At 64.1% G+C, this 24,133-nt stretch carries 22 protein-coding genes; 3 read left to right on the top strand and 19 right to left on the bottom strand.

The window, feature by feature from the left end:
* Positions 1–12 precede the first annotated feature (12 nt).
* On the top strand, positions 13–657 hold the full coding sequence (alkB, locus tag ACZ6YA_RS18690; protein WP_465898644.1) for a DNA oxidative demethylase AlkB: 645 nt from the start codon (positions 13–15) through the stop codon (positions 655–657).
* Positions 658–815: 158 nt separating this feature from the next.
* Here alkB and ACZ6YA_RS18685 read toward each other — a convergent pair whose 3' ends face one another.
* The 18 genes from ACZ6YA_RS18685 to ACZ6YA_RS18600 all read right to left on the bottom strand — a co-directional run bounded on the left by ACZ6YA_RS18685 (position 816) and on the right by ACZ6YA_RS18600 (position 16,209).
* Complete coding sequence (locus ACZ6YA_RS18685; protein ID WP_465898571.1) at positions 816–1,658, bottom strand: CsgG/HfaB family protein; 843 nt, start codon at positions 1,656–1,658, stop codon at positions 816–818.
* A 32-nt stretch (positions 1,659–1,690) separates the two neighbouring features.
* Complete coding sequence (locus tag ACZ6YA_RS18680; RefSeq protein ID WP_465898570.1) at positions 1,691–2,104, bottom strand: curli assembly protein CsgF; 414 nt, start codon at positions 2,102–2,104, stop codon at positions 1,691–1,693.
* Positions 2,101–2,508 (bottom strand): curli production assembly/transport protein CsgE, encoded by a 408-nt coding sequence (gene csgE / locus ACZ6YA_RS18675; RefSeq protein ID WP_465898569.1) that lies wholly within the window; start codon positions 2,506–2,508, stop codon positions 2,101–2,103. Before csgE ends, ACZ6YA_RS18680 begins: the two co-directional genes overlap by 4 nt.
* Positions 2,505–3,032, bottom strand: coding sequence for a type II secretion system protein (locus tag ACZ6YA_RS18670; RefSeq protein WP_465898568.1), 528 nt, complete (start codon positions 3,030–3,032; stop codon positions 2,505–2,507). The genes csgE and ACZ6YA_RS18670 overlap by 4 nt, the downstream gene beginning before the upstream one ends.
* Entirely contained in the window at positions 3,007–3,381 is a 375-nt protein-coding gene (locus ACZ6YA_RS18665; RefSeq protein ID WP_465898567.1) for a type II secretion system protein, read from the bottom strand. The genes ACZ6YA_RS18670 and ACZ6YA_RS18665 overlap by 26 nt, the downstream gene beginning before the upstream one ends.
* A 5-nt stretch (positions 3,382–3,386) precedes the next feature.
* Positions 3,387–3,860, bottom strand: coding sequence for a type II secretion system protein (locus tag ACZ6YA_RS18660; protein ID WP_465898566.1), 474 nt, complete (start codon positions 3,858–3,860; stop codon positions 3,387–3,389).
* Positions 3,857–5,722, bottom strand: a complete 1,866-nt coding sequence (locus ACZ6YA_RS18655) for a secretin N-terminal domain-containing protein (protein ID WP_465898565.1) — start codon at positions 5,720–5,722, stop codon at positions 3,857–3,859. The genes ACZ6YA_RS18660 and ACZ6YA_RS18655 overlap by 4 nt, the downstream gene beginning before the upstream one ends.
* Positions 5,719–6,228 (bottom strand): hypothetical protein, encoded by a 510-nt coding sequence (locus ACZ6YA_RS18650; RefSeq protein ID WP_465898564.1) that lies wholly within the window; start codon positions 6,226–6,228, stop codon positions 5,719–5,721. The genes ACZ6YA_RS18655 and ACZ6YA_RS18650 overlap by 4 nt, the downstream gene beginning before the upstream one ends.
* Complete coding sequence (gene pilO, locus ACZ6YA_RS18645) at positions 6,228–6,791, bottom strand: type 4a pilus biogenesis protein PilO (protein WP_465898563.1); 564 nt, start codon at positions 6,789–6,791, stop codon at positions 6,228–6,230. The genes ACZ6YA_RS18650 and pilO overlap by 1 nt, the downstream gene beginning before the upstream one ends.
* A complete protein-coding gene (locus ACZ6YA_RS18640; RefSeq protein ID WP_465898562.1) occupies positions 6,778–7,320 on the bottom strand; it encodes a PilN domain-containing protein in 543 nt (180 codons plus the stop codon). Before ACZ6YA_RS18640 ends, pilO begins: the two co-directional genes overlap by 14 nt.
* A gap of 1 nt (position 7,321) precedes the next feature.
* Complete coding sequence (locus tag ACZ6YA_RS18635) at positions 7,322–8,116, bottom strand: hypothetical protein (RefSeq protein ID WP_465898561.1); 795 nt, start codon at positions 8,114–8,116, stop codon at positions 7,322–7,324.
* On the bottom strand, positions 8,097–9,773 hold the full coding sequence (locus ACZ6YA_RS18630; RefSeq protein ID WP_465898560.1) for a GspE/PulE family protein: 1,677 nt from the start codon (positions 9,771–9,773) through the stop codon (positions 8,097–8,099). The genes ACZ6YA_RS18635 and ACZ6YA_RS18630 overlap by 20 nt, the downstream gene beginning before the upstream one ends.
* Before the next feature lie 57 nt (positions 9,774–9,830).
* Complete coding sequence (locus ACZ6YA_RS18625) at positions 9,831–10,364, bottom strand: response regulator (protein WP_465898643.1); 534 nt, start codon at positions 10,362–10,364, stop codon at positions 9,831–9,833.
* Between the two features lie 237 nt (positions 10,365–10,601).
* Positions 10,602–11,243, bottom strand: coding sequence for a SurA N-terminal domain-containing protein (locus ACZ6YA_RS18620; protein WP_465898559.1), 642 nt, complete (start codon positions 11,241–11,243; stop codon positions 10,602–10,604).
* A 12-nt stretch (positions 11,244–11,255) separates the two neighbouring features.
* On the bottom strand, positions 11,256–12,782 hold the full coding sequence (locus ACZ6YA_RS18615) for a cytochrome c/ABC transporter substrate-binding protein (protein WP_465898558.1): 1,527 nt from the start codon (positions 12,780–12,782) through the stop codon (positions 11,256–11,258).
* Positions 12,783–12,908: 126 nt separating this feature from the next.
* Entirely contained in the window at positions 12,909–13,544 is a 636-nt protein-coding gene (locus ACZ6YA_RS18610; RefSeq protein ID WP_465898642.1) for an SCO family protein, read from the bottom strand.
* 26 nt (positions 13,545–13,570) lie between these two features.
* The gene (locus ACZ6YA_RS18605) at positions 13,571–14,233 is read right to left on the bottom strand and encodes an SCO family protein (protein ID WP_465898557.1); all 663 of its coding nucleotides are present in this window, start codon (positions 14,231–14,233) and stop codon (positions 13,571–13,573) included.
* A complete protein-coding gene (locus tag ACZ6YA_RS18600; RefSeq protein ID WP_465898556.1) occupies positions 14,230–16,209 on the bottom strand; it encodes a YncE family protein in 1,980 nt (659 codons plus the stop codon). Before ACZ6YA_RS18600 ends, ACZ6YA_RS18605 begins: the two co-directional genes overlap by 4 nt.
* Before the next feature lie 334 nt (positions 16,210–16,543).
* Between ACZ6YA_RS18600 and ACZ6YA_RS18595 the strand changes: the two genes are divergently transcribed.
* On the top strand, positions 16,544–17,200 hold the full coding sequence (locus ACZ6YA_RS18595; RefSeq protein WP_465898555.1) for an Ig-like domain-containing protein: 657 nt from the start codon (positions 16,544–16,546) through the stop codon (positions 17,198–17,200).
* A 193-nt stretch (positions 17,201–17,393) separates the two neighbouring features.
* Positions 17,394–18,056, top strand: coding sequence for an Ig-like domain-containing protein (locus ACZ6YA_RS18590; protein ID WP_465898554.1), 663 nt, complete (start codon positions 17,394–17,396; stop codon positions 18,054–18,056).
* A gap of 108 nt (positions 18,057–18,164) precedes the next feature.
* Here the strand turns inward: ACZ6YA_RS18590 and mnxG are convergent, their stop codons facing one another.
* Positions 18,165–24,029 (bottom strand): manganese-oxidizing multicopper oxidase MnxG, encoded by a 5,865-nt coding sequence (gene mnxG / locus ACZ6YA_RS18585; RefSeq protein WP_465898553.1) that lies wholly within the window; start codon positions 24,027–24,029, stop codon positions 18,165–18,167.
* Between the last annotated feature and the right edge of the window lie 104 nt (positions 24,030–24,133).

The raw sequence follows: 24,133 nt of genomic DNA, 5'->3' as shown, positions 1-24,133 counted from the left end.
AGCGCTACCATCATGATCCAGTCCGACCTCGACCTGTTCGGTTCCCAACCGCAACGCCTGGCCAGCCACACCGTGCTGCTGCCCGGTTTCGCCCTGGCCGAAATGGAGCCACTGCTTGACGCCCTGCGCCCGGTCCTGCGCGCTGCTCCATTGCGGCATATGCAAACGCCGGGCGGTTTGAACATGGCGGTGGCCTTGACCAATTGCGGTTCGCTGGGCTGGGTGAGTGACACCAAGGGCTACCGTTACAGCCCAACCGACCCCGTCAGCGGCAACCCCTGGCCTGCCCTTCCCCAGGTCCTGCTGGACCTTGCCGGTCGCGCTGCAGCCTCAGCTGGCTTCGACGGGTTTGTGCCGGATGCCTGCCTGGTCAACCAGTACCTGCCCGGCACCCGCCTGAGCCTGCACCAGGACCGCGATGAAGCAGATTTTGGGCAGCCGATCGTGTCGATTTCACTGGGGTTGCCGGCGGTGTTTCTGTTCGGAGGGCTACAGCGCTCGGACCGGACGCAGCGGATCCCGTTGAATCATGGCGATGTGCTGGTCTGGGGTGGCGAGGACCGGTTGCGATTTCATGGGGTCATGCCGATCAAGCCGGGCGTGCATCCGCGGATGGGGGAACGGCGGATTAATTTGACGCTGCGTAAGGCAGGGTGAGCTGCGTTGGCAAACAACTCAGCGTAGCGCTCGCGCCCGCACCACTTGTCTCAAGACATGCAGCAAGGCGTACAACCATGGCCTCACAGACATAGGTAAGTTGCAACAAATGCGCCTATGTCTGTGAGGCCATGGTTGTACACCTAATTTTCCCGACATTACTGCGGCTGCGACTGACTCAGGTATTTGTCCACCCCTGCCTTACCCTCCCCCGCATCGCCTGCCACCTGCCACAACCGCCGCTCGATCCCCTGCGCCAGCAGATGCCCCACCGCCGCCTCGATCGCCGACAGCACGCACAGCTGCGCCGGTTCGTTGGTGGTGTACCCCACCTCCGCCTCCAGCAGTTTCTTGAACTCGATGAATTTGAATACCCCGGCACTGCGCCCCACTGAGTAGATGGTCTTGCTGGTCATCACGTTGGCCAGCACCTGCCCGGTACGCACATCCACCGCGCGCAGGTTGACCGTGACCTGATCCACCCGGTACTCACGGGAGATGTCTATCCCTAAGTAACGCGCCCCCTCCCCGCCGCTGCGCACGTTGGTGTCGTAGGCGATGATGCCGCCTTCGAGCATCAGGTTGGCCGCCTGCAAAGGTGGCAGTTCCGCCGCGATATTCTCGGCCACGTCGGGTTTTTTCTGCGAGGCGCGGATGATCTTGCGTTCGGTCAGCAGGTTTTGCAGGCCTTCGCGCTCCAGTACCACGAACCAGCCGCTGGCGCTCAGGGCGTCCATCAGCATGCTCGCCGCACCCTGGGTGACGCTGGTGGAGAACGAGCTGGCCGGGGTCGGCTTGTACTGCCCGGTCTGGTCACGGAAGCCGTAGACTACTGCCATCAGCCGGCCTTTGGGCCGGGGCATGTTGATGAGGTCATAGTAAGTCGAGGCCCGCGGGGTCAGGGTCGGGGTTTCCGAGTCCTGTTCGGCCGGCATCGGTTCACGCAGGCCGCAGCCCTGCAGGGTGGCGAGGATCAGCAAAGCGCTCAGCAGACGTTTCATGGTTTCTCTCCCCAACAAAAAGCCCTTCCCTCTCAGGGGTTCAGGCCGCTGACCTCAATGATCGAAATTTCTCCCGTGGCGCGGTCGGTGACCCTGATGCTCAAGGCACCGGAGTCGTCGAGCACATCGATCAGGAACGCGTCGGTGGCCATGCTGCCGGTCTGGCCGTTGCTGATGTTGTCCAGCAGCTGCGACAACATCCGCGACTCCAGCTGGTTGCTGAAACGCTCCAGGGCCGAGGTGCCGCCGAAGGCGGAGGTGCGGTCCTTGAGGTCGGGGTCGTCGTAGTCGTTCTGCGCCTGGGCGTTGTTCAGCAGCCAGGTACCGTTGAGGGGGTTGCCGCCGAAGGCCGGGTTGACCGGGGTGTACACCAGTTCCGTGGCCTGGGCGGCGAAGGCGCTGGCCAGCAAGCCGGCGGCGATGCAGTGCGCGATGCGAGTGTTCATAGCTCGTCCCTCTCCAGATCAGTGGTGTCCTGAAGCAGGCGCTGCAGCTTGCGCTGGATCACCTCCTGCTTGACCAGGTCGGCGGCCGCGACGGCCTCTTCTTTTAATTGGGTGACGTTGGGCGGCAGGAAGCGCCGGTACAGCACGTCGCGCTCGAACTCCACCGTCACCAGGCTGCCCCAGCGGGCATCCGGGCGTTCGCGTACCACCAGGTTGAAATCCAGGCGGCTGGTGGCACGCAGGCGGTCGGCGAAGTAGTAGTAAAAGTCGTGGCCGATGTGCGAGATGGTGTTGTCGACGATGAAGCCCTTCATCTCATCCTCGGCTTCGGCCTGGGCCACGCCGGAGGCCCCGGCGGCCAGGAGTAGGCCAAGGCTCAGGCAGAACACGTTGAGGCCTTTCATGGCGTGTCTCCCGGGCCGCTGTGGGTTTGTGCGCCGCTGGCGCTTTCGTTGAAGGCCTGTTCGGCGACGAACTGCCAGTCGCTGTAGTGCTCCAGGCCTTCGAAGCCCGACCACTGGGTGTCGAAACCGCTGCGTTTGAACGGGGTGGCGTCGGAGCGGCTGTGCACGCCGGTGATACGGCCATCGATCGAGCGCAACAGACCCCATTCGTCACTGCCGGTGATCGGGTCCGGGTACAAGCGGCGGATGTGGTGCCGGGCTTCGGGAAAGCGGTTGTCGTCCAGCAGGTCGGTCAAGTCCTGCGGGTACTGGGCCAGGCCCGGCGAGGCGCGGTAGTAGCTGCGAAGTGCCTGGGCATACTGGCCACCCACCCACAACAACTGGTGTTCGTTGTCGCGCTGGGCGGCGCTCGACCACACCGTACCGGTGGCGGCCAAGGCCACGCTGCTGACTGCGATCAGCAGCAGCACGCCCAGGTAAGTGAAGCCGGCGCAGGCCTTACCATTCTGCGAAGAGACTGCCATCACGTGCCCTCCCTGTTGCGCCGCTCTTGATGTCGGCCACGCCGCCGGCCACGCCTTCCGGCGGAGGCACCAGCTGCCAGGCATCGCTGCGTTCGGTGATCGGGTCGACCGGGGTGTTGCGCAAGTAGCGCAACTCGACCAGTTGCTCCAGCGAATCGGGGTAGTGCCCGGTGTCGCCGTAGAAGTGGTCCAGCGACTCGCGCAACACCGCCAGGCTCTGGCGCAGGGTCGCTTCGCGAGAGCTCTCCAAGCTGTTGAAGTAGCGCGGCATGGCGATGGTCATCAGCGTGGCGATGATCGCCATCACCACCAGCAGTTCGATCAGGGTGAAGCCTCGGCTGCGTTTCATGGCCGTCACCATTGCCCGTAAGGGATGTTGTTGAGGCCTTTGCCACGGGCCTTGGAGTACACGTCGAAGACGTCTTCGCCTTCACGCGGGTTGTCGGGGCTGCTGTCGTAAGCGCGCAGACCCCACCCCCCGCCATCCTCGCCCTTGGCCGCCAGCAGCGGGTCGTGCGGGATGCGCCGCAGGAAGTAGAACTTGGCGCCCTTGGCGCTGCGCACATCGCGCACGCCATCGACCAGCACCTGCAGGTTCGGCGGGTAGCCGCTGGCGTCCAGGCGTTTCTCGATGAAGCCGGCGTCGAAGGCGCGCTTGTAGGCGTCGATGGCATCGCGGACCTGGTACAGCGCCTGGCGCAGTTGCTGCTCCTTGCCACGGCGCACCACGGTTTCGGTCAGTGGCGCGGCCATGCTGGCGAGCAGCCCGAGCAGTGCCAGGGTCAGCACCACTTCGATCAGGCTGAAACCTTGCTGCGGGCGTTTCATGGACGTGGGCTCCGGGTAGCCGGCACCACTGCCATCTGGCTATCAACCACCGGGGCATCGCTCGGGTCGTCGGCGGGCAGCGCACTGGCCGGCAGCGGCTGGGCCATCTGCCGCACCTGCATGGCAGATTCGGTGCCGGTGCCAAACTCCATGTCCGACGGGCTCTGGTAAGGCAGGTTACGCACGATGCGCGGGGTGATCGCCAACACCAGCTCGGACTTGCTCATGTCGTCGCGGTTGCTGCCGAACAGCCGGCCCAGGCCAGGGATGTCGCCAAGCCCCGGGATCTTGTTGCCGCTGGAGGTCTTGTCGTTACGCACCAGGCCCGCCAGCACCTGGGTTTCGCCGTCGTGCAGGCGCAGGCTGGTCTGCGCGTTGCGGGTGTCGACCTGAACCGGGATGGTGCCCTGGCGGGTCGGCTCCAGCGGGGTGGCGTTGCTGACCTCCAGCGCCACCTTGATCGCCACTTCGTTGTTCAGGTGCACGGTGGGCTGCACTTCGAGCTTCAAACCGACGTCCAGGTAGGTGACGCTTTCGGTGATCACCGGGCCCTGGGTGGACGGCACTGACGTGGCGCTGATGATTGGCACGCGCTGGCCGATGTGGATGCGCGCCTGCTCGCGGTTGCTGACGCGGATCACGGGGCTTGCCAGGGTGTTGATGTCCTTGTCCTGGGCGTTGATCTTGGCCTGCGGCGCGGGGGAGATGCTGATGCGGCCGGAGTTGATGCCGCGCAGCTGGTCGAGCACGCTGACCGGGTTGCCTTCATTGTTCAGCACGCCAAAGGTGTTGGGCCATTGCAGGCCGAGGTCGAGGATGCGCGAGCGGGCCACTTCCATCACCTCCACTTCCAGCACCACCTCGGGGTTGGACTGATCCTGCGACTGCAGCAGTTTCTCGGCCATGCGCACGGCGTCCGGGGTGTCGCGCATGGTCAGGGTGTTGAGGCGCTCGTCGACGAACACGTCGCGGGTCTTGAGCATGGTCTTGACCATGTTCAGCGCGGTGTTGGCGTCGATGCTGGTCAGGTAGAAGGTGCGCATGACCAGTTCCTGGTAGTCCTTGGTCTTCTGCGGCGAGTCGGGGTAGACCAGCAGGGTGTTGTCGTTGACGATCTTCTGGCGCAGCTGGTTCTGCTCCAGCAGCAGCGCGATGGCGTCCTCGATGCGTACATCGCGCACGAAGATGGTCGCTTTCATGTCCGGACGCAGGTCTTTGTCGAAGATGAAGTTGATACCTGCTACCTGCGACAGCACCTCGAAGATGGTCTTCACGGCAGCGTCGCGAAACTCGAGGGTGACCGGGCGTTCCAGCTTGCTGCGCAGTTGCGGGAACGGCTGCGCGGTGCGTGCCTGGACGTTCTCGATGTCGCTGCGCAGCATGATGCCCTTCTGGTTTTGCGGGTCCAGGCGCAGCACCTCGCGCATGTAACGCTCGGCCCCGAACAGGTCGCCCTGGCGCAAGGCCGCCTGGCCCAGCGCCACGCGGTCGTCGAGGGTACGTACCAGTTCAAGCTGGCGTATGCCCTCCTGGGCACGCCGGTTGTTCGGCTCGATGGTCAGCACACGGCCATAGCCGATGCGGGCGGCGGCGAAGTCGTGGCGGGCGCGGTCACTGTCAGCCTGGGTGATCAGCGCCTCGACCGCTGCCTGGCGGCCGTGGGCCAGGGCGATGTTCAGGTCGGTGTCACGCGGGTCTTCGCGCAAGGCCTCTTCCAGGCGGGCGATGCCGGCCTCGTACTGGCCCTCCTGCATCAGCTCCTGGCTGTCCTTGCGCACCGCGCTCGACCCGCAGCCGGCAATGGCCACGCAGAGCGCCAGGAGCATGAACGGAGCAGGCTTGCACAACTTCGATGGCTTCATGGTGCGCTCCCTACAGACAAGGTCTGTGATTGGTGCAAAGGCAGGTAAACCAGGTCCAGCTCGTTGGCCGAGACTCTGTCGAGGCGGTAGGTGTCGTCGATCACGTCGCCCTGGCGCACGACGTAGAGCTTTTCGCCGCTCTGCAGGAAGATCTGCAGGTCGTCGCGGTCGCCGATGCGGCCGATGAACTGGAACGGCAGCGCGGGGGCTGTGGGGGTGGCCGCTACGACTGGCGCGGCGACCAGGGGTTGTTCGGTGACGGTGGCCAGGGTTTGCGGTCGGGTCCATTGCTGGCGAGGGAACAGGTCTCTTGAAGTCTGTTCCGGCCTCTTCGCGGGCAAGCCCGCTCCCACAGGGTCCGCAGCGCCCACTAAACCTGTGGGAGCGGGCTTGCCCGCGAAAGGGGCGACACCAGCTTCCAGGCCAAACCAATGCCCCGGCGCCCAGGCCAATGCCCCGGCCAACCCCAGAAACCCCGCCCACATCAGTGCACGCTGAGTGTTCATCACGACCTCGACAGGTAAAGGGTCATGCGCAGCCGGCCATTGAGCTCGCTGTCACCGATGCGTTTGCGTTGCAACTCGAGGTCTTCGAGCACGAGGGTCGGCAGTTGGCCCAGCAGGCCGCGCAGGAAGCCGCGGATCTGCGGGTAGCTGCCGCGCACAGGCAGGACGATCTGGTAGCGCGCCAGCTGGGTCTTGGGATCGACGCCAAGCGCGTACTCACCCCGCGCCAGATTGATGCGCTCGGCACTGGCCAGTTGGTACAGACGCTCGATCAGTTCACTGGCCTCGGGTTGCCCAGGCAACTGCTGACGCAGGCTGTCCAGGGCTTGTTGTTCAGGCTTGACGGCGATCTTCAGCTCGCCGCGCTTGACCCGTTCTACCTGGGCGCTGGCATCGGCTTCGGTGGCGCGCAGTTCACGCAGTGCCTGCCACTGCGGCAGCACCCCCGCCAGGGCTACACCCACCGCGAGCACGGCCACTGCAGCTGCAGCCAGGCCGACCGGCCCGATGCGGCGCAGCTGCTCCTGAATGATCAGGCGGCTTAACGACTCAGGGACGCGCATGGCCAGTCTCCCAGGTGGCGGTGAGGGTGAAGCGCACCGGGTGTTCGGGCTGGCCCGCCACCACCTCGTGGTTGAGCAGCGACACATCGCTGAGCTCAGCGCTCTGCTCCAGGCGGCGGTGGTACTGCAGCATCGCTTCCAGGTGGCGCGCCTCGGCGGCGATACGGACCTGGCCCTTGCGCGCATCGGGGGTCAGGCCGAGCAACGCGACGTCGTCCTGTGGCAGCGCTTCGAGCATGGCGAACAGCTGTTGCCACGGCCGTTGCAGTTGCTGCGAGACGCTGCGCATCTGCGCCAGGCGTTCGGCCTGTTCGCGGCTGGCGGCGCTATTCTGCGGTGCGGCGGTCGCCGGGCGGCGGCCCAGTTGCAGTTCCAGGCCATGCACGCGGGCCTCCAGGTCTACCTGCTCGGTTTGCAGGTTTTGTTGCAGCAGGACCAGCACGGCCACCACGGCACCCGCGAGGGCGAGCAGTGTCCAGGCCAGTGGGCTGCTGCGCCGGGGCTGGAATTCCAGATTCAGGCGGCGCATGTCAGGCCACCGCCCGCCACATGGCGCACAGCGGGTCGGTTTCGCTGGCCGGCTGGCACAGCTGCACCGCCGCCAGTTGCGGCACATCGCCCCGGCCAGGGGCATGCAGGTAGACCTGCGGCATCTGCTCGCCGTACAGCTCGCAGGTACGCTCGATCAGCGCTTGCAGGGCCTGGTCACTGTCGGCGCAGCCCTGGGCCAGCACCTGCTGCCAGGCGCCGCCGCAAGCCAGTAACAGCACACTGCGGCGCGGCTCGGCGAGGACGAAGAGGAAGTCGCCCGTTTGCAGTTGCGCCGAGCAACGGTTGTAGGCGGCCATCAGGTACGGCTGTACCGAACGCAGCCGTAGATGGTTCTCCTGGCCCAGAGCCTGCAGGCCTTGCAGCAGGGCGTCGGGCAGCGCGGTGGCGATACGCGCGGCACCCGCAGGCTCTGGCGAGAGGACGATGCGCCAGTCGTCCAGCGACTGCGCATAAAGATTTTCGAAGCAGGCTCGGGCGTAGGCATCCAGTTCGCGTGGGTGGCTGATGGCATCGCTCCAGGGCACCAGGCAGAAGCGGCTGTAGCGGGCCGACAGCAGCACTTGCAACTGGCCGCCACGCACGGCGTGCTCGGCCAACAGTGCGCAGAGCGCCTGCAGCGCCGCTTGCCAGGCCGGTTGTGCGGCATCGCAGGTGAAGGCGCGGCTGCCCAACCACTGGTGCTGGCTGCCGTGCCAGCGCCCCAGGCCGACACCCTCTGCGCCGAGCACGGCGCAGTATTGATTGGAGGTTCGATCACGCAATGAATGTGACACGGTTGATCTCCTCGAGTGTGGTACGGCCCTCGCGGACCAGGTCCAGGGCAGACGTGCGCAGCAGGCGCAGGCCGCGTTGACAGGCCAGCGCCTTGATCTGCGCCAGCGGGCGGCGTTCGACGATCATCTGCCGCAGGTCGTCGTCCAGATGCAGCAGTTCGGCAATGGCGCTGCGCCCGCGATAGCCACTGCCGCGGCACTGGCCACAGCCCTGTGCGCGGACGAACTTCCAGCCGTGTACGGCATCGCGGGTCAGGCCCGAGGCGGCAAGCATGTCGTCGTCGACTTCGCAGGGGCTGCAGCAGTGTGGGCAGGCCAGGCGAATCAGGCGCTGGGCCAACACCGCGTTCAGGGCAGATACGAAGCTGTAGGGGTCGACCTGCATCTGGCTGAAGCGGCCAATCACATCGAAAACGTTGTTGGCGTGGATGGTGGTGAACACCAGGTGGCCGGTGAGCGCCGACTGCACGGCGATCTGCGCGGTGTCGGGGTCACGGATCTCGCCAACCAGGATCTTGTCCGGGTCGTGGCGCAGGATCGAGCGCAGGCCGCGGGCGAAGGTCAGGCCCTTCTTCTCGTTGACCGGGATCTGCAGCACGCCGGGCAGCTGGTACTCGACCGGGTCTTCGATGGTGATGATCTTGTCCACGCCGTGGTTGATCTCGCTGATCATGGCGTACAGCGTGGTGGTTTTGCCGCTGCCGGTGGGGCCGGTGACCAGGATCATGCCGTAGGGCTCGGCGGCCAGGCGGCGCAGGGCGCGCAGGGTTTCGTCGGCAAAACCCAGAGCCTGCAGCTGCACGCCGCTGACCCGGTCGGACAGGTCTTGCTTGTCGAGCACCCGAAGCACGGCGTCTTCACCGAAGATGCTGGGCATGATCGACACGCGAAAGTCGATCTGGCGCTCGCCAACGGCGACCTTGAAGCGGCCGTCCTGGGGCACGCGCTTTTCACCGATGTCCAGCTCGGCCATGACCTTGATGCGCGAGATCACCTGGTCGGCGAAGGCGCTGCCGCTGGCCTTGCCAGCAGCGTTGAGCACGCCGTCGATGCGGTACTTGATCGTCAGGCCCTGGCCGGTCGTTCCTAAATGGATATCGCTGGCATGCTGCTTGAGGGCGTCGTAGAGGGTCGAATTCACCAGCTTGACGACTTTGCTCTGGTCTTCGCTGATGCTGGTCAGCGACAGACGCTGCAGCGGGTCACTTTCGCTGCTGGTCTCGGCGTCGTGGTCGAGGGCGTCTACGGCATGAAAGCTTTCTTCGTGGCGGGCGAGGAAGGTGGCCAGGTCTGCGGCGTGGGCCAGGTACAGCGGCGCGCCTTGCAACACGTCGTCGATCCAGGCCAGACGGGCGTGGTCGAAGGGGTCGGCAAACACGCCAAGGCGTTCACCGCCCTGCTCGATCAGGACGAATTCGCGCTTCAGGCAGTGGGCCAGGCTGACCTGATCGAAACGCGGGGTACTGGCCAGCAGCGCCTGGCTGTCCAGCACCGGATAGTGCAGCGTGGTGCCCAGGCGGCGAATGAAGGTGTCGGGGGTGTCGCAGGACAGCCGTTCCAGACAGTTGAGCAAACGCTCGTCGCTGGCTTGCAGGCGGGCCTGGGCGAGCAGGTCCCGGGGGTAGGCCAAAACGCTGTGATCGAATGCATCGGACATGGCCTGCGACTCCGCTCAGGGGGCGCGTCGCAGGCTCGGTGAGGGCTGCGGGCGCCGCTATTCCCCAGTGAGCAGTTGGTCGTCGTCAGGTCCAGGGGGCCTGGCGCCATTACGGCGGCGGTCGGCCAGGACCCAGCTACCATCGAACAACTGCAAGGGGAACGATTCGTTCCTCGACTGGCGTCGCTCGACGAACCCTTCTGCCGGGTTGTCCGTGGCCCTGCGCCGGCGCTCGATGCCCATCAGGTCGAAGATCGCGCGGGCCAGTTCCACCAACGGGAACGGCTTGAACAGGACATGGGTCACGCCAAGTTCGGCGGCCCGCTCACGGACCTCGGCGGTCGGGTGGGCGGTGATCAGCACGAAGTGGCATTGCCTGTTCTTGCGCACGGTCTCCAGGACCTGAAACCCCTCCATATCGGGCAAGCGGTAATCCAGCACAATCACTCCCGGTGCCAGGCTCTCAGCCAGGCCGATACCACTGGCACCGTCGTGGGCAACATGGACTTCCAGGCCTTGCGCCTGCAGGTACGCTTGCAGGTTCTGCGCAAGGGTCTGTTCGTCATCGACTACCAATACTCTGTTCACCAAGGTCGACTCCCAAGAACTGCCCGGTTCCCCGGTCTGCGAAGTGCGGCCTTGGTAAGGCTTGAGCAGGCTTCGTGCCAGGCGTGATGAATCATGTTGCACCACTTTAAGTCATTGATTTTACATACGCTTTGGTCAGTGCCCCGAACAGGGTTCTACTCGATGCCCCACATACGGGGAACATGGTGGCACTTTGCCAATGCTTTATTCCCCAGCTTTGGGGAAACGCCATCGGCGGCGTCAGTCAGCGAACTCCACTGTAGCGGATTCGCGCAAACGTTGGCGCACGCTTTGCCGTGCCTGCGTCTGCAATTGCTTGATGAGCGCGGCCCTGGCCAAGACCAGGCCCTGTTCCGGTATGACCGAAGGGTTATCACTTTGGTTCTGCGCTCCTTGCAGTCTTTCTCGATTGGCCTGGTAGAACGCCTTCACCTCGGCCTGGGTGGGGGCCTGTACCTCGCTGAGCTGGGCGTAGACTTGCTGCGAGGCCAGCTCGTGTCGTATGTAGTCAGCGTATGCTGTCCGGTCGAAACCTGCATCCGCCAAGCGACTTTCGAACAGCGCTGGGCTGCCGAAAGCCGCTTCCACCTCGCCTACCTGAGCCAAGACTTGCTCGTCGGTGATGACGATGCTTCGGCGCTGAGCCTCTTGCCATAGCAACTCCTTGTCGATCAGTTCGTCTAGCGCCTGGTCACGTAGGCGTTTGTACAACGTTGGGTTGCGGATGCTGGACACTGCGCGCCCTTGGGCCTCGAGGTACTCGCTGAAGTAACGCTCCAGGCGCAGCACGCCGATGTCCACCCCATTGACCCGCGCCGCCGGTATATCGGCCCAGCTCGTCTTCGCAACGGTCAATAACAGACACAGCAATAGCATTCGCATGGCGACCTCCGCTCAGGGGGCGTCCGGTATTGGCCGGTACGGGGCGACAGATGTGAAGCGGGGCCCTGGCAGGGCCACTGCGACTACGTGGGCCCCAGCCATGCCCTGGCGTCGGCCAGGGCCAAAGCCCAGCGCTGGGGTAAGGCCAGTGTCGACATCGTGCAGGCCCTCCAGGGCGGCGACCAGGCGCTCGCGGCTGGCGTCGCGGCCAACCTGCTTGAGTGCCTCGGTCAACAGCTGCAGCGCACACAGCGTACTCACCTGCAGCGACGCCTGGCGCGGGTCGAGGCCTCGGCGCTGCTGCAACCCGGCCAAGGTCGCAAGGCCCTGCTCAGTCCAATCGCCAGGCACGAACGGATACGCCAGGAACACCCGATTCGACCACTGCGCCGGCAACCTTGCCACAGCACCGGCCACCTGGCTGGAGCTGGCGAAAAGATAGGGCTCACTACCTGCTGTCTGCAACGTTGCGGCCAGCTCGGCAAAGGCTTGGGCACGGCCAATAAAAACAATGCCCTGACCCTGCACCGCCTGGCCGGTGAAGACTTCGCTCGGGGGCGGTGCCCAGCCTTGCTGCTGCAATCGCTCACGCACCTGTTCAGCCAGCGCTGCCTGGTCGTTGCCGGCGTACACCACACGCAGCGCATCCGGCGCCAGGCCCAGGGTATCGCGGGCATGCACAGCCAGGCTCAGCAGCTGCGTGGCGATGCCTGGCAGCGGGTCGAAAATCTGCAAACTGCCGCCGCCGCGGGGCGTATTGCCGATCAAAGGCACGTCTTGCTGTGCGAGTACTGTGGCTAGACGCTGATCGAGCATCGGCGCCAGCGGGCTGATCAGGGCAAATGCCTGCTGCTGATCGAGCACATCACGCAAGGCGCGCTCGGCGCTGGCCTGATCGGGGCCAGGATCGGCCACCGCCAGTTCCAAAAGGCGACCATGGATGCCGCCCTGCTGATTGATCTGTGCCACACCGTCTTCGAGCACGGCGCGCACAACCCGACCAGCCTCTGCCAATGAACCGCTGATCGGTAACAGCGTACCCAGGCGCAGCACGCCCTCCTCCACGCCGGGATCACGCTCCTCACCCAGGCGTTTCAAGTAAGCGGTGAGGTTGCGCTGATCAGCCAGGGTCAGCTCGAAGCGTGGCATGGCCGGGTCCAGGCGATTACCGCCGGGGTCGACGCCGTGCTGGATGGCGCGGGCCAGGCTGGCGTCGGTATAGGCCGGGTAGCTGCGGGCGTTGCTCTGGCGGGCGCCTTGCCCCAGGGCCAGGCGTTGCCAGTCGAGGACCGAGGGGCGTACCCCTCCTTCGGCGCGGCCACGCCCATCGCTGCCGTGGCAACTGGCACAGGGCAGGACGCTGGCGGGGACGCTCATACCGCTGGCTCCGACCCGGGCGGTGACCTGGGCATCGCTGCTGGAGAGACCTTCGCGGTAGAGGCGTTTGCCGGCTTGCTCCTGGGGGGTGAGGGTCAGGGCAAGGGCTGGGCTGCTGAGGCTGAGGGTCATGAGCAATACCAGGACTTTTGCAGTGGACATGCTGACCTCTTCGCGGGCCAAGCCCGCTCCCACAGAGACCCCACTGCCCTTGAGAGATGCGCTATCTCTGTGGGAGCGGGCTTGACCCGCGAAAGGGCGGGTACAGACACCCCAGATGCTCATAGCTCAGCGCCCAGCCAGAGGTTGAGTGAGCAACTGCATCCGCTGGGCGATAGCTTGTGGTGGGGCATCCGGTCGAATCTTGCTCCAGCGCTTGCCGGCCACATCCCCGGCAATCAACTGGGTAGAATGCTGCTCGGGGCTGGGTAGAAACTGGCCGATGCGCCCGAGCACCAGGTCTACATTGGCCTTGTCGCCAGTCAGGAACAGCCAGTTGGCAATGTCTACCCCCTGCTTCTGGGCAAAGGCCTTGAGCGCAGCCGGGGTATCGTTAAGCGGATCACTGCTAATCGAGACGAAGGTCACCTGGCTGGCCAACTCAGGCCCCATGGCCTCACGTACCTCGCGCAACTTGCGGGTGATCAGCGGGCAGGCGTCGGTGCAGTGGGTGAAGATCACGTTGAGCATCACCACCTTGTCCTTGAGCACATCGCTGTAGAAGCGCAGCTCACGGCCGTTCTGGTCCCGCAGCACGGTATCGGTGAACCAGGTCTGCGCATCGCGGGTACCGCCGCCGCTGGTCATGCTCGGTGGCGCTGGCTGCGGGCTGGGGCCACTTGGCGCATGGCCTTCGTGGGCCATGGCGACCGAGGCGAAAATCCACAGGCAAGCGGCCAACACCAGCCAGTCGAGGCTGCGCATGGTCGAATGCTGCGAGCTGTGAGCGCTCATGGTTGCACCTCATGGTGATCAGCGATGGCGGTACTTTTGGCGTGCACGCGGCGGGCGCTGAGGCGATTGATTTCGGCAATCAGCACGGCCGGGTCGGTGAAACCGTAATAGCGCGTCCAGTGGCCGCTGCGCCCGTCGCCCACCAGGATCAGCGGCGGGTGCTGGGTGAGGTCGGCAGAGAAGCTACCCAAGCCTTTGAGGGTTTCGGTGATGGCGTAGGGCGAGCCAGTCAGCCAGCTCCAGCCGGGGCCGTGCTGGAAAGCCTTGGCGTAGCTCTGCAGGCGCTTGGAATCGTCACGCTGCGGGTCGACGCTGATCGACACCAGTTGAATCTCTTCGCCGACCCGGCCGCCCAATTGCTGCTGAACCTTGCCCATGATCGAAGACACTACCGGGCATACTGTGGTGCAGCTGGTGTAGATGAAGCCCATCACCACCAGGTGCTCACCCACCAGGTCCTTCTCCAGGCGCACCGGCATGCCATTCTGGTCCAGCAGCGAGACATCGGCAAAGCGCACGCTGGCTTTTTCCTGGCGCGCCGCCGCCTGCGGTTCGGCAGCACCGTTGTGGTCATGGCCGGCGTGCGCCAGGGCGAGGTTGCTGAAGCCCGCCAGGGCCAGGCTCAGGGCAAGCAGCTTGCAAGCATGCGTGGCGTTCATCGCACAGTCCTCACTTCGGTCGGGGAAGCGGCAGTCGCTGCGGTCGGCAGGACGCGCAGGCTGGTGTAGTTTTCTTCAGTGAACTTGCGCCCCAGCGAGGGCGACTGCACATGCAGGTACCAGGCGCCGGCCTCGGGCAGTATCAGCGCGGCCTGGTACACGCCCTCACCCACTTCTTCGAGGCGCAAGTTGCGCGGCATCGACGAGGGTGCCAGGAAGTAGCGCAGGGTCAGGTCGTCCAGGCCCAGCCGTGGCAGGCCATCGTCGCCGACGATACGAACCTTGGCGGTGAAGGCGCTGTGCTGTGGCAGGGGCTGGTCGAGGCCGATGAACTCGGCGTGGGCGCCCTTGCGTTTGCTCGCATCGGGTGCTGCGGCGACATCGGTGCTGAAGCAGTGGATGATCTGTGGCTGGTTGAGCAGGAACGCCACATCGAACTTGCCCGCTGCGGGCATTTTCACCGTCGAGCCGTACACACCCGGTGCCACCTCGCGCAGGCTGCGGTCAATGACAATGGCAGCGCGGGCCTGGTGGCCGCGGTTGTTGTAGCCGGACATCGGTGCGTTCATGCCCTCGGCATAGAAGTAGGTGGTGTTGTCCACCGGGTTGACCACGAACACCGAATTGTCATCGCGCGACACCGATAGCCCTTGCGCCAACGGCAGGTCACCGGCCTGGCGCGGCGCGGCAGGGCCAGCCTCGAAGCCCTGGACGATCGGCGTGCGCCCCTCACCCAGGCTGCTGAGGTTGATCATGCTCACTTTGGAGGATGCCAGGCCGCGCACGTAAGCGTAGCCTTTGGTGAAGGTCAGCTGGTACGGCTCGGCCGCCACCGGGATGCGGTGGATCAGCTTGTCGGTGCTGGCGTCGATCACCAGGGCCTGGTTTTCCAACGTGTTGAGGACGATGCCGTAACGGCCATCGCTGCTGAAGCGCATCGGCCCCAGGCCCTGTTCGGCCTGCACCGTATGGCGCAACTGGTGGTTGCGCGCATCGTAGACCCGCACGGTACCTTCCGAGCCATCGCTCACATACACCGCCTGGGACAGTGCCGAATACGCGACCGCCAGCGGGTGCGGGCCGACTTCCACGGTTTTCAGCAAGCGCATCTCGGGAATGTCAATGATGCTCAGGGTGCCGCCGTCGCGATTGCTGACAAAGGCGTAGCGCGAATCGGCGCTGAAGGCGATCTCGTGGTGCCCGGAGCCGGTGGCGAAGGTCTTCAGCGTGCTGCGGCCCGGTACATCGATCACCGTCACCCCGCCCTTGGCCGGGTCTTCGCTGTTGTTGCCGACCCACAAACGGTGCTGGTCGGGCTGCAGGGCCACGCGCAGCGGCATGTCGCCGGCATCAAGAGTGGCGACGCGGGTGAAGGTTTCGGTGTCGATCAGCGCGACCTTGCCGCGCTCGGGGATCGAAACGAACACCAGCCTGTCATCACCGGTGGCCACCCAGTCCATGGGCCGGCCTGGCAGGTCGATACGGGCCATGGTGCTGGTGACGCCGCCCACCGATACCGTCGGGTCGATCACCGTCAGGCTGGCATCCTTGTTCAGCACCAGCAGGAAGTAGCTGTTCAAGTCCAGCAACGGCCTGGCGCCGATGCTGCTCTTGAGAAACAGCGCGACGCGGGCCTTGCAGCTCTGGTCACGGTTGCCTTCCAGCGGCGCCGATTGCGCCGGGTCGATCCACGCACCTGGCGCCATGCCTGAGAGCGGCTGGCCGCTACTCTGGTCGGTGACTTTGAAGCGGATGTTGGCGAAAGCACCTTCGCGCACTTCGCCGCCCGCCAGCGGGCTTGCTTCGAATTCCACAGTCACGCCGTCGCGGCTGAGCCGGTGAAGGGCCTGCGGGTCGGCAGGTTCCTGCTGCAGCTCGCGCAGGTCGCACCAGAGCTCTTCGTAGACGACCCCTAAACCGATCAGGGCCATGCTCAACAGCAGGCCGGCATACACCGGGCGGATTTTCAACGTCATGTTGGCGCCCTCGTGCCCGGGCGGGGTTCAAGTGCAGGAGGTGAAGCGGTTTCGGGCGGGATGAACATGCAGCACCTCCAACGGATCATTGTTCTGTGGAGGGCAGAAGCAAGTGATGTGCCACTGGTGAACTATCGTAGAAACAAAGGCTTGGCGTAACAACCGGAGAACAGTGGGGAGGATAACCCGGCGTTATCCCCGAATCCGGGGGCTTTGCTCATTGTGCCCCGACGGTAGGGACGCTCCCCAACCGTACCTATCATTATTGCTAGTTTCGAGCAGTTACGATTTCAGCAAGACTCAGGGCTCAGACCACCCACGGACTAAAGCCCCTATGACAGCTCCCAACTTACACGCTGCGGTAACAACAGCCCGGACATCCGCGCCGCTCGCTTTCAAAGTCGATAGCGGAGTGTTCATTGGTGCAGATCACCAGCAGGCCATCGGTGACGGTTACATCATTGCTGATGGACGCCCTCCCCTTAATCCTTTATCTAACGCTTCCTACCAGCGCCAAGCTCGGGGCGGCCATCCCCCCTACCGCTATGCATCGAGCAATAAACAGGTCGCTGTCGTGGACGCGAGCGGAAAGGTGGTGGCCACGGGCGCAGGTACTTCAGTTATCACCGTGGTCGATAGCCGTGGGCAGGAGGCCCGTTACTCCATTACCTTCACGGGCGTGGTAAGACGGGTCACGCTCCGGAATAACGTCAATTGGGCACCGCCTTGGGATAGGCCCGCACGCCCCGATAATCATGCATTGACTCGGGAGGAGATGCGGCAGTTTTGGTCGCAATACAGGACTGAAAATCCCAATCTTTCAGTGCCACAGATTCTGGGCTGGACGAATGGCCGCTACTGGTCCAGGGATAACGTCCTCACCAACAGTAACGCCTATGCGGTGAACTTCAATAACATTACCCCCGACTTCGGTGGCTTCTCCCAGGAAGGCGGTATTTTATTGTCTTCCATTGCTCGGGTGAACTGGTGAGTTGAAAGACAGGCCGCCGGACCGCTCCAGCGGCCTGTTTGTACTGCAGTACGTTGCACTCTTATGCCGAGGCCGTTGACGGCGGCGGATCATTGGTCACCCGCAAGAACGCACCTAGCATTATTGGCAGTTTCGTGGAGGATCGATTCCATTGAGACTCATGACTGTGTTTTCATCACACACTGGAGCCAGCATGCCAACCCTCATAAAAAAAAGCGCTACAACGAAAGTTAGAATATCCGAGCCCTTCTCTTTCAAGGTTCAGGCCCCACTGAACATCGGTAACGACCACGTGCAGGCTTTAGGACCGAACTACATCATCGCTTCCGACCGCCCGCCCAGAAGTCCTGCCGCGCAATCTAATGCCCACTTAGATCGGCCAGCCACAGGTGGACTCAAACCGTATACCTACAGTTCCAGCAATACGAATATTGCGGTTGTTTACGAGGATGGGCGCGTGGTGGCCACGGGTATTGGTACGGCACGTATCACTGTGACCGACACAGCGGGCAGCCAAGCCAGTTATTCCATTACATTTACAGGTACCGTGCGACTGGTCACTCGCCGCGATAATAACTTTTGGCCAAACCCCGCGTCTAATCCAGCCCGCCCAGAACATTTCGCGATCAGTAGGGGATGGATGCAACATTTCTGGTTGCAATACAAAGACGAAGATACCGACAGATCTGTACCGCAGATCTTGGGTTGGCCAAATACCGAATACTGGAGTGCTGATAACTGGCCAGGAGGCGGAAGCTCTTGGGCGGTCAACCTGAACGCCCTAACGCCCGACTTCAACGGCATATTGCGTATAGGTGCAACAACCATACCCGCGCTGGCTCGTGTCGGTTGGTAACTCCGTATGTCTGCAATTTCCCGGTTGAGTTGGTAACGCAAATGCCAAGTCACTGGACATCCAGTGACTTGGCCGACCTGCAGACTTCTTGTGTTGAACAGTGTTGCGTTATTGAGCTGGCGCGGAGGCTGGTGGCGGATCATTGGTCACCCGCAAGATCCCCCATAGCCCCGAAGTGTTGCCGTAAGCCGCGTAGTCCCGGAACAGGTAGTCCCCCGGCACCGCATTCGCCCCACCCGCACTTGGCAACATAAAGCTGAAGTGCGCCGCCGGCAGCACGCTCTCCTGCGCCCCCACATACATCGACATCGGGTTGTAGCCGAACCGCACTGAGCCAATCCCCGGGAGGTTCATCGGGTACCCATCGAGGTCATTCTTTTCAGCCTGGTAGGCATGCAGCGGCCACAGGTGCCCGTCGAGCTGATAGGTAATACCCCGGCTACCCCCGCTCGGCATCACCACGTGGCTGCGCACCGGCTGCCCGGGCTTGGCATACAGCACCGGGGTTTGCGGGTCGCCGCCGACCAGGGCATTGCTGTAGGCCATGTGCGCGTTCGGTACGTCGGCAAAGCCAAAGCCATCGGCATGGCCGAACGGGGCGTCCGGCGCCAGGCCGAAGCGCAGCCACAGCGGCTCGGTCTTGTAGTTGATGGCCATGTTGCCGTTGTCTTTCGGGTCACCGGGCACACCGTTGCCTTCGGTGGCGATGCCTTCCACCGGGCGGCCGTCGGCCCAGCGCATGTTCAGCGAGCGCTGCCAGACCGTGACGAAGTCGCGGTAGTCCGGCTGGCCGCTGACCTTGACCGTGGCCTGGGCACGACTGGCAACGTCCTCGGTCCAGGTCGCGGTTTGCGGCAAGATGCTCATGGCACCGACCAGGCCCTTCTGCGACTGCTTGATGACATCCGCCGGGGTCAGGTTGAGGCCACCGAACTCGATCGCCGTGGTGTTGATGTTGTCCACCGTGCGGCCCAGTTGCAGCGTCGGTTTGCCTTCGCGCTCCAGGTGCCCGGCGTAGTACTGGTACACCTTGCTCGGGTAGGCGCCGCTGCTGCCGCTGCGCGGCGGTACGGTCTGCACAGGGTTGAGGCCGACGTTGACACCATCGGACTTGGTGATGTCGTAGGCCAGCAACTGCGCATGCAGGCCGATGTGGCTGGACGGCCGCATCAGGTTGTTGTTGAAGGCGGTGGAGCCTTCGCTACCGTTGCGGTCGCGCTTGACCACGTTCTGCATCACCGCCGTGCTGGGCAGGTCGGGCATGACCAGCGGCAGGCGGTTTTCCAGGGTGATGCTGATGCAGTCGCCAGCGTTGGCGCGCAGCACGAGCGGCTCCACCGGCACCCCGGCCTTGAGCTTGCCGGTGCTGCTGTCCAGGTCGGCTTTGCGCACGTACAGCACGGCGGTCGGGTCGTGCAAGGGTGCGCTGTGGCCGCCCACGGTGAAGGTGGCGCCGTCTTCCTCGTCGGTCACCGTCACTTGCGGGATGCTGGTCTTGCGGCTGTTGAACACCAGGGTGCCGCCGTTGGCCTTGAGCGGGCCACCGACGTGTTGGCCGATGCCTGCAGGGTCATTGATGCTGACGCCATGGCGGTTTTCGAGGATGTCATTGGCCAGTGCAGCGACGATCTCGTAGTTGCGCTTGACCGTCGCCCGGCTGCCGACGCCGCTGGGGTTGGCGGTGGTTTTTGGGCAGATGCCGTCGAAGTTGACGGTGTTGCGCATGGCCACCGGCTGCGGGTTGTTGGGCAGCGGGAACAGGTCGGCGCGTTGCGCGGTGTAGTTGCGCATGACACCCCAGATACCGTTCCAGTAGCCTTCCAGCGCCGCATCCAGCGAGTACAAATAGTCACCGTTGGTGGCGGCAGAGCTGGAGATCATCGACACCGGCGCCATGAAGCCCAGCTGTTCGGAAATACCGATCATCTGCGACGACTTCCAGCCCGAGTTGGAGCTGTTGCCAAAGCCGGTGCCGTTCTGCAGCCATTTGACGCCGTGCAGGGTGACGTTGTGCTCCTCTTCATGGCCACCGGCATGCATGCGCAGGCGCACGTTGTCGCCGGAGTAGGTGCGCAGCAATGGGGTGAACGGGTCGCCCGGTTCGCTGCCTGCGGTGTTGATGTTCGGCGGGAACAATGTGGTTCCACCGGTGGGGCCCACGGCCGAGGTGATCGCCGACGGTGCCAGGTTCATCGCCGGGATGGCGCGGTCGGTACGGCTTTGCAGGGCATAGCCGAGGTCACCACCGAGGCCATCGGCCTGCATGCCGCGCTTGCCATCCGGGGCCACTTTGTTCGGGTCGAACACGCGCAGGGCCAGCGGCTCGTTGCGGTAGTTGACGACGAACATGCCGGGGTCATCCACCGAAATCGCCTGCGGGCATGGCCGGGACGGGCAGCCTGGGCTCAGCCCGCCACGCGACTCGACCACCGATTCCAGCAGGGTCGAAGCCTTCTGCCGTACCGGTGGGTTGATGGCGTAGCGGAAGCTGTCGCCGGTGGCCGGGTACGCCTGGCCGTTGGGGATGCCATCGGGGCCGGCGCCCACATACACGCCGGCTTCATAGGCATGCTGGAAGTCACTGTACTCGAGGAAGAATTCGCGGTAGCTGTCGTTCTTGCCATCGCCGTCGTGGTCGCCGGTTTGGATCACCGCCTGCCACGAGGTCGGGCCGCCGTCCTGGCGCAGCGCCGGGTTGTACAGCTTCTCGCCGGTTTCGGCGTGGTACCAGGTGGAGCCGGCCGGTTCTGCCAGCACGGTGGCATACAGGCCCAGTTGCTGGTGGGTCGATGGGCCCAGGTGGTCATGGGTGAAGATGGTGCCCAGGCCACGGTCGACGTTGTGCACGTTGACCAGCGGGTCGGCGAACCAACGCTGCATGGCCGTGCGTGCGCCTACCCAGTCAGCCCGGCCGAAGCGACCGAAATATGGGTGCAACTTGGCTTTCGGGCAGGCGGCGGTGCCATCGCGGCTGTCGCCTTCGCTGCATTCATTGAACGCACGGATGGCATGCACACGCTCCACCACGCTGCCGGGCGAAAGAATGCCGTCCTCGTAGTTCCAGCCGTTGGCTGAACCATCGGCCGCGGTGAGGTCCCACTTGGGCAGGTGGATATGCTGGCCGATCACGTCGGTTGGGGTGCGGACCTGGTAGTCGTCCATTTCATAGAACGACGGGATCAGGTTGGTGTGCTGGTACATGGTGCAGTCGAAGGTGTTCATGCGCATCACCAGCGGCTCCGGTGGGCGCTGCTTGGTGATCACCGGCCAGGCGTCTTCCCACAGCGCGATGATACGGGCCTGCGGGAAGTGGTAGCCGACCTTGTTGTACACCGCGTCGAACTGGATGTTGGCGCCCTTGTAGATGCGTGGGCGGTCGGCGGTGAACGTCGACGCGCCACGGAAGTTGATGCCAGTGAGGCTCTCGCCGCTGAAGAATTCGCCGGTGCCCGAAGATTGGGTCAGGCGTTTGCCGCGGTCGTCCATGCACGGTTCGAAGAACGGCGCGCCCGCAGTGGGCAGCGCGCCGTTGGTGCGGAACGCCTTGGCCACCGGCTGGCTGCCGGGAATCAAGGCGAAGCTTGGGTGCTCTGCCTTGGCGTGGAACTGCATCGCGGCCTGTTCGACGTCGGTGCCTTCTTCAGGCAGGTAGATCGGCTTGGCTTTATGCACCACCTTCGAGAAGTCCAGCTTGGTGGTGATGGCTTCAGCTTCGCCGCCAGCGGACACTCCGTCCAGGGCGTGACGGCCAAGGCCGCCGTCCCAGCCGTCGACCTGATTGCCGTCGAGATTGGCCCACAGTGCCTTGCCGCTGTCCTTGAGCTGGCGCGCCAGGGCCGGGTCGAGCATGTCCAGTGGCGGGGTCGGTGGGCGTTGGCCGACGCTGCTTTCCATGCCGCCGATCCAGAAGGGATAGCCCGGGTTTTTCAGGCTGCCGTCGGCGTTGCGGTTGATCTCGCTGCGATCCACCAGGGCCAGCGAGCCGACAGCCTTGGCGATCGGTGCGTTGCCGTGATCGTCATCGCCCTCCTCCTCGCCTTCGTCGTCATCATGCTCGGCGACCAACTGCTCGGAAAGTTTAGGCACCACCACGACCTTGCCCGGCATCGGCGCCATGGCCTTGCCTGGCAATGGCACAATGGCCGGAATTGGGGTGCCGGCGACAATCTCGCCATCCGGCAACGCCCGCGCGCCAGCCGCCGGCTTGCCGCTGCGCAAGGCGAACGGCGTGCCATGGAAGCCGTTGGCACCCTCGCCACTGACCTCCAGCCGGGTACCTTCCTCGAACACATCGTGCACCCGCCACATGGCCCACATGCCTTGGGCGAAGTGCGGGTAGAAGTGACAATGGTAGATGGCGTCGCCCGCTACCCGGTTGCGGTTGCCCGAACCGCCATTGGCGATCTCGTAGGTGTAACCCACGCCGGGGCCTATGCCCTGGGCATCGATGTAGTCGGAATTGTCGTCATTGGGGTTGAACAGCCATTGGTGGCCGTGCAAGTGGAAGATGTGCTGCTCGTGGCCGTTGTGGGTGTTGCGGAACTTGGTGAAATCGCCAATGTAGCTGTGGTGCACGTTGGCAGGTTCCGACGGGTACAGCGCCATGTTGGCCTTGACGCCAATGGCGCTGGCCGGTGGCGTTTCGCCGGGGCGAATGTGCTCCAGGCCGATGTTGGCCGGCACGTCCACCAGGGTACCGATGTCGCCCACGGTGTGCGCGCTGAGGAAGAACTCCTCGTAGGCACACGACAGGCAATCGTGCATCGGCCCGACGCCTAGGCGATTGGCCACCACTTCGGCGCCCATACCACCCGAGCCGTAGTTGATCATGAACGAATCACGCGTAGGCTCCAGTACATGCCCCATCACCGGGTCCGCCCAGTAGCCGGGGAAGGCTTGGGTGGCCGCCACTTCATCGGCGAACTGTGAGGCGAAGTCGCGGAAGGCTTCCAGCCGGTTGGGCAACGCCGGATTACGCTTGTTGATGCTTTCCAACGGATAAGTGGAGCGCGGGAAGCTACCGTCCGGGTTGGGGCCCATGACGATGGCGTCGGTTTCGCTGCTGAGGATTTCGCTGCCGTCGACCATTGCGATGATCGGCTTGCCGGCCTTGCCTTCAGCGATCCACGGTTGCAACTGCGGGTAGCGCGCTTCGTAGTTCACCACCGGTTGGCCGGTCGCAGTGCGGCCGGTGCTGGCCAGGCGCATCTCTTCTTCGGTGAGGGTGTTGCGGTAGGTGCGCCCACCTTTGGGGACCACCACCACTTGGCCAAACAGGCCGTTGGCCACGTTGCCGCCATTGCCCTGGCCACCAAAGGTCGCACCGAGGCTGGTGGCGGCGAACGCACCTTCGCGCTCAGCGTAGAGGGTGTAGCTGCGGGTCGCGCCTGGGGCGATCAGGAAGTTGCCGTTGCGGCCGGTGTTGGCGGCGATGTCACCGATGCCGTTGACGGCCTGCAGGCCGTTGACCTGGAAGCCGACATGGCGGTCGGTCACCTGCTCGTCGGCGACGAAGTTTTCGCCGCCTTCATTTTCCACTTCCGGGGTTTCTTCCCCTTCTTCACCTTCTTCCCCCTCAACCTCGTTCTCTTCGTGGTCGATGCCGTGCTTGTTGGGGTTGGCTTGATACGCCAGCAAGTTGGTCAGGTTGACCGTGAGGCAATCACCGGCGGCAACCCGCAGCACGATAGGGCGTGGGCGTTTGTCCGGGCGCAGGGTAACTTTGCCGGGCACAGCGGCCCCGCCCTGGCTCAGCGGAACCTGGTGTTCGTCCACCACATCCTGGCGCAGCGCGAACATCATGCCGTTGGCGTTCTGCGCGCCAAGGCGATTGAACATCAGCGGCTGATCCAGCGCCACCACGTTGGCCACCAGGGTGCGCTGGCATTGCACAGCCGCCTCGCTGGTGGCTTCCCAGCCCATTAGGGCCAGAACAAGTGATGTCAGGACGGGGCCTTTATTCGGGGTCGACATGCTGCACCTCCGGGACACAGGAACTCTGCGAGAGGTTCAGCAAGGTGCATGCCACAAGTAAAATACTCTATTAATCAATTACTTATGTGAGTGGCCGGAGCAAA

The sequence above is a fragment of the Pseudomonas sp. NPDC090752 genome (genome assembly GCF_055584805.1).
The sequence above is the reverse complement of the archived record's forward strand: the minus strand, read 5'-3'. Positions and strand labels throughout refer to the sequence as shown.

What these genes read in the sequence shown, in the direction of transcription:
- ACZ6YA_RS18610 (WP_465898642.1), bottom strand. Translation starts at nt 13,544, where the DNA reads ATGCGCAGCCTCGACTGGCTGGTGTTGGCCGCTTGCCTGTGGATTTTC.
- csgE (WP_465898569.1), bottom strand. Translation starts at nt 2,508, where the DNA reads ATGAAAGGCCTCAACGTGTTCTGCCTGAGCCTTGGCCTACTCCTGGCC.
- ACZ6YA_RS18605 (WP_465898557.1), bottom strand. Translation starts at nt 14,233, where the DNA reads ATGAACGCCACGCATGCTTGCAAGCTGCTTGCCCTGAGCCTGGCCCTG.
- ACZ6YA_RS18630 (WP_465898560.1), bottom strand. Translation starts at nt 9,773, where the DNA reads ATGTCCGATGCATTCGATCACAGCGTTTTGGCCTACCCCCGGGACCTG.
- ACZ6YA_RS18685 (WP_465898571.1), bottom strand. Translation starts at nt 1,658, where the DNA reads ATGAAACGTCTGCTGAGCGCTTTGCTGATCCTCGCCACCCTGCAGGGC.
- ACZ6YA_RS18620 (WP_465898559.1), bottom strand. Translation starts at nt 11,243, where the DNA reads ATGCGAATGCTATTGCTGTGTCTGTTATTGACCGTTGCGAAGACGAGC.
- ACZ6YA_RS18650 (WP_465898564.1), bottom strand. Translation starts at nt 6,228, where the DNA reads ATGAACACTCAGCGTGCACTGATGTGGGCGGGGTTTCTGGGGTTGGCC.
- ACZ6YA_RS18615 (WP_465898558.1), bottom strand. Translation starts at nt 12,782, where the DNA reads ATGTCCACTGCAAAAGTCCTGGTATTGCTCATGACCCTCAGCCTCAGC.
- pilO (WP_465898563.1), bottom strand. Translation starts at nt 6,791, where the DNA reads ATGCGCGTCCCTGAGTCGTTAAGCCGCCTGATCATTCAGGAGCAGCTG.
- alkB (WP_465898644.1), top strand. Translation starts at nt 13, where the DNA reads ATGATCCAGTCCGACCTCGACCTGTTCGGTTCCCAACCGCAACGCCTG.
- ACZ6YA_RS18600 (WP_465898556.1), bottom strand. Translation starts at nt 16,209, where the DNA reads ATGACGTTGAAAATCCGCCCGGTGTATGCCGGCCTGCTGTTGAGCATG.
- ACZ6YA_RS18640 (WP_465898562.1), bottom strand. Translation starts at nt 7,320, where the DNA reads ATGCGCCGCCTGAATCTGGAATTCCAGCCCCGGCGCAGCAGCCCACTG.
- ACZ6YA_RS18590 (WP_465898554.1), top strand. Translation starts at nt 17,394, where the DNA reads ATGCCAACCCTCATAAAAAAAAGCGCTACAACGAAAGTTAGAATATCC.
- ACZ6YA_RS18655 (WP_465898565.1), bottom strand. Translation starts at nt 5,722, where the DNA reads ATGAAGCCATCGAAGTTGTGCAAGCCTGCTCCGTTCATGCTCCTGGCG.
- ACZ6YA_RS18660 (WP_465898566.1), bottom strand. Translation starts at nt 3,860, where the DNA reads ATGAAACGCCCGCAGCAAGGTTTCAGCCTGATCGAAGTGGTGCTGACC.
- ACZ6YA_RS18670 (WP_465898568.1), bottom strand. Translation starts at nt 3,032, where the DNA reads ATGGCAGTCTCTTCGCAGAATGGTAAGGCCTGCGCCGGCTTCACTTAC.
- ACZ6YA_RS18665 (WP_465898567.1), bottom strand. Translation starts at nt 3,381, where the DNA reads ATGAAACGCAGCCGAGGCTTCACCCTGATCGAACTGCTGGTGGTGATG.
- mnxG (WP_465898553.1), bottom strand. Translation starts at nt 24,029, where the DNA reads ATGTCGACCCCGAATAAAGGCCCCGTCCTGACATCACTTGTTCTGGCC.
- ACZ6YA_RS18680 (WP_465898570.1), bottom strand. Translation starts at nt 2,104, where the DNA reads ATGAACACTCGCATCGCGCACTGCATCGCCGCCGGCTTGCTGGCCAGC.
- ACZ6YA_RS18595 (WP_465898555.1), top strand. Translation starts at nt 16,544, where the DNA reads ATGACAGCTCCCAACTTACACGCTGCGGTAACAACAGCCCGGACATCC.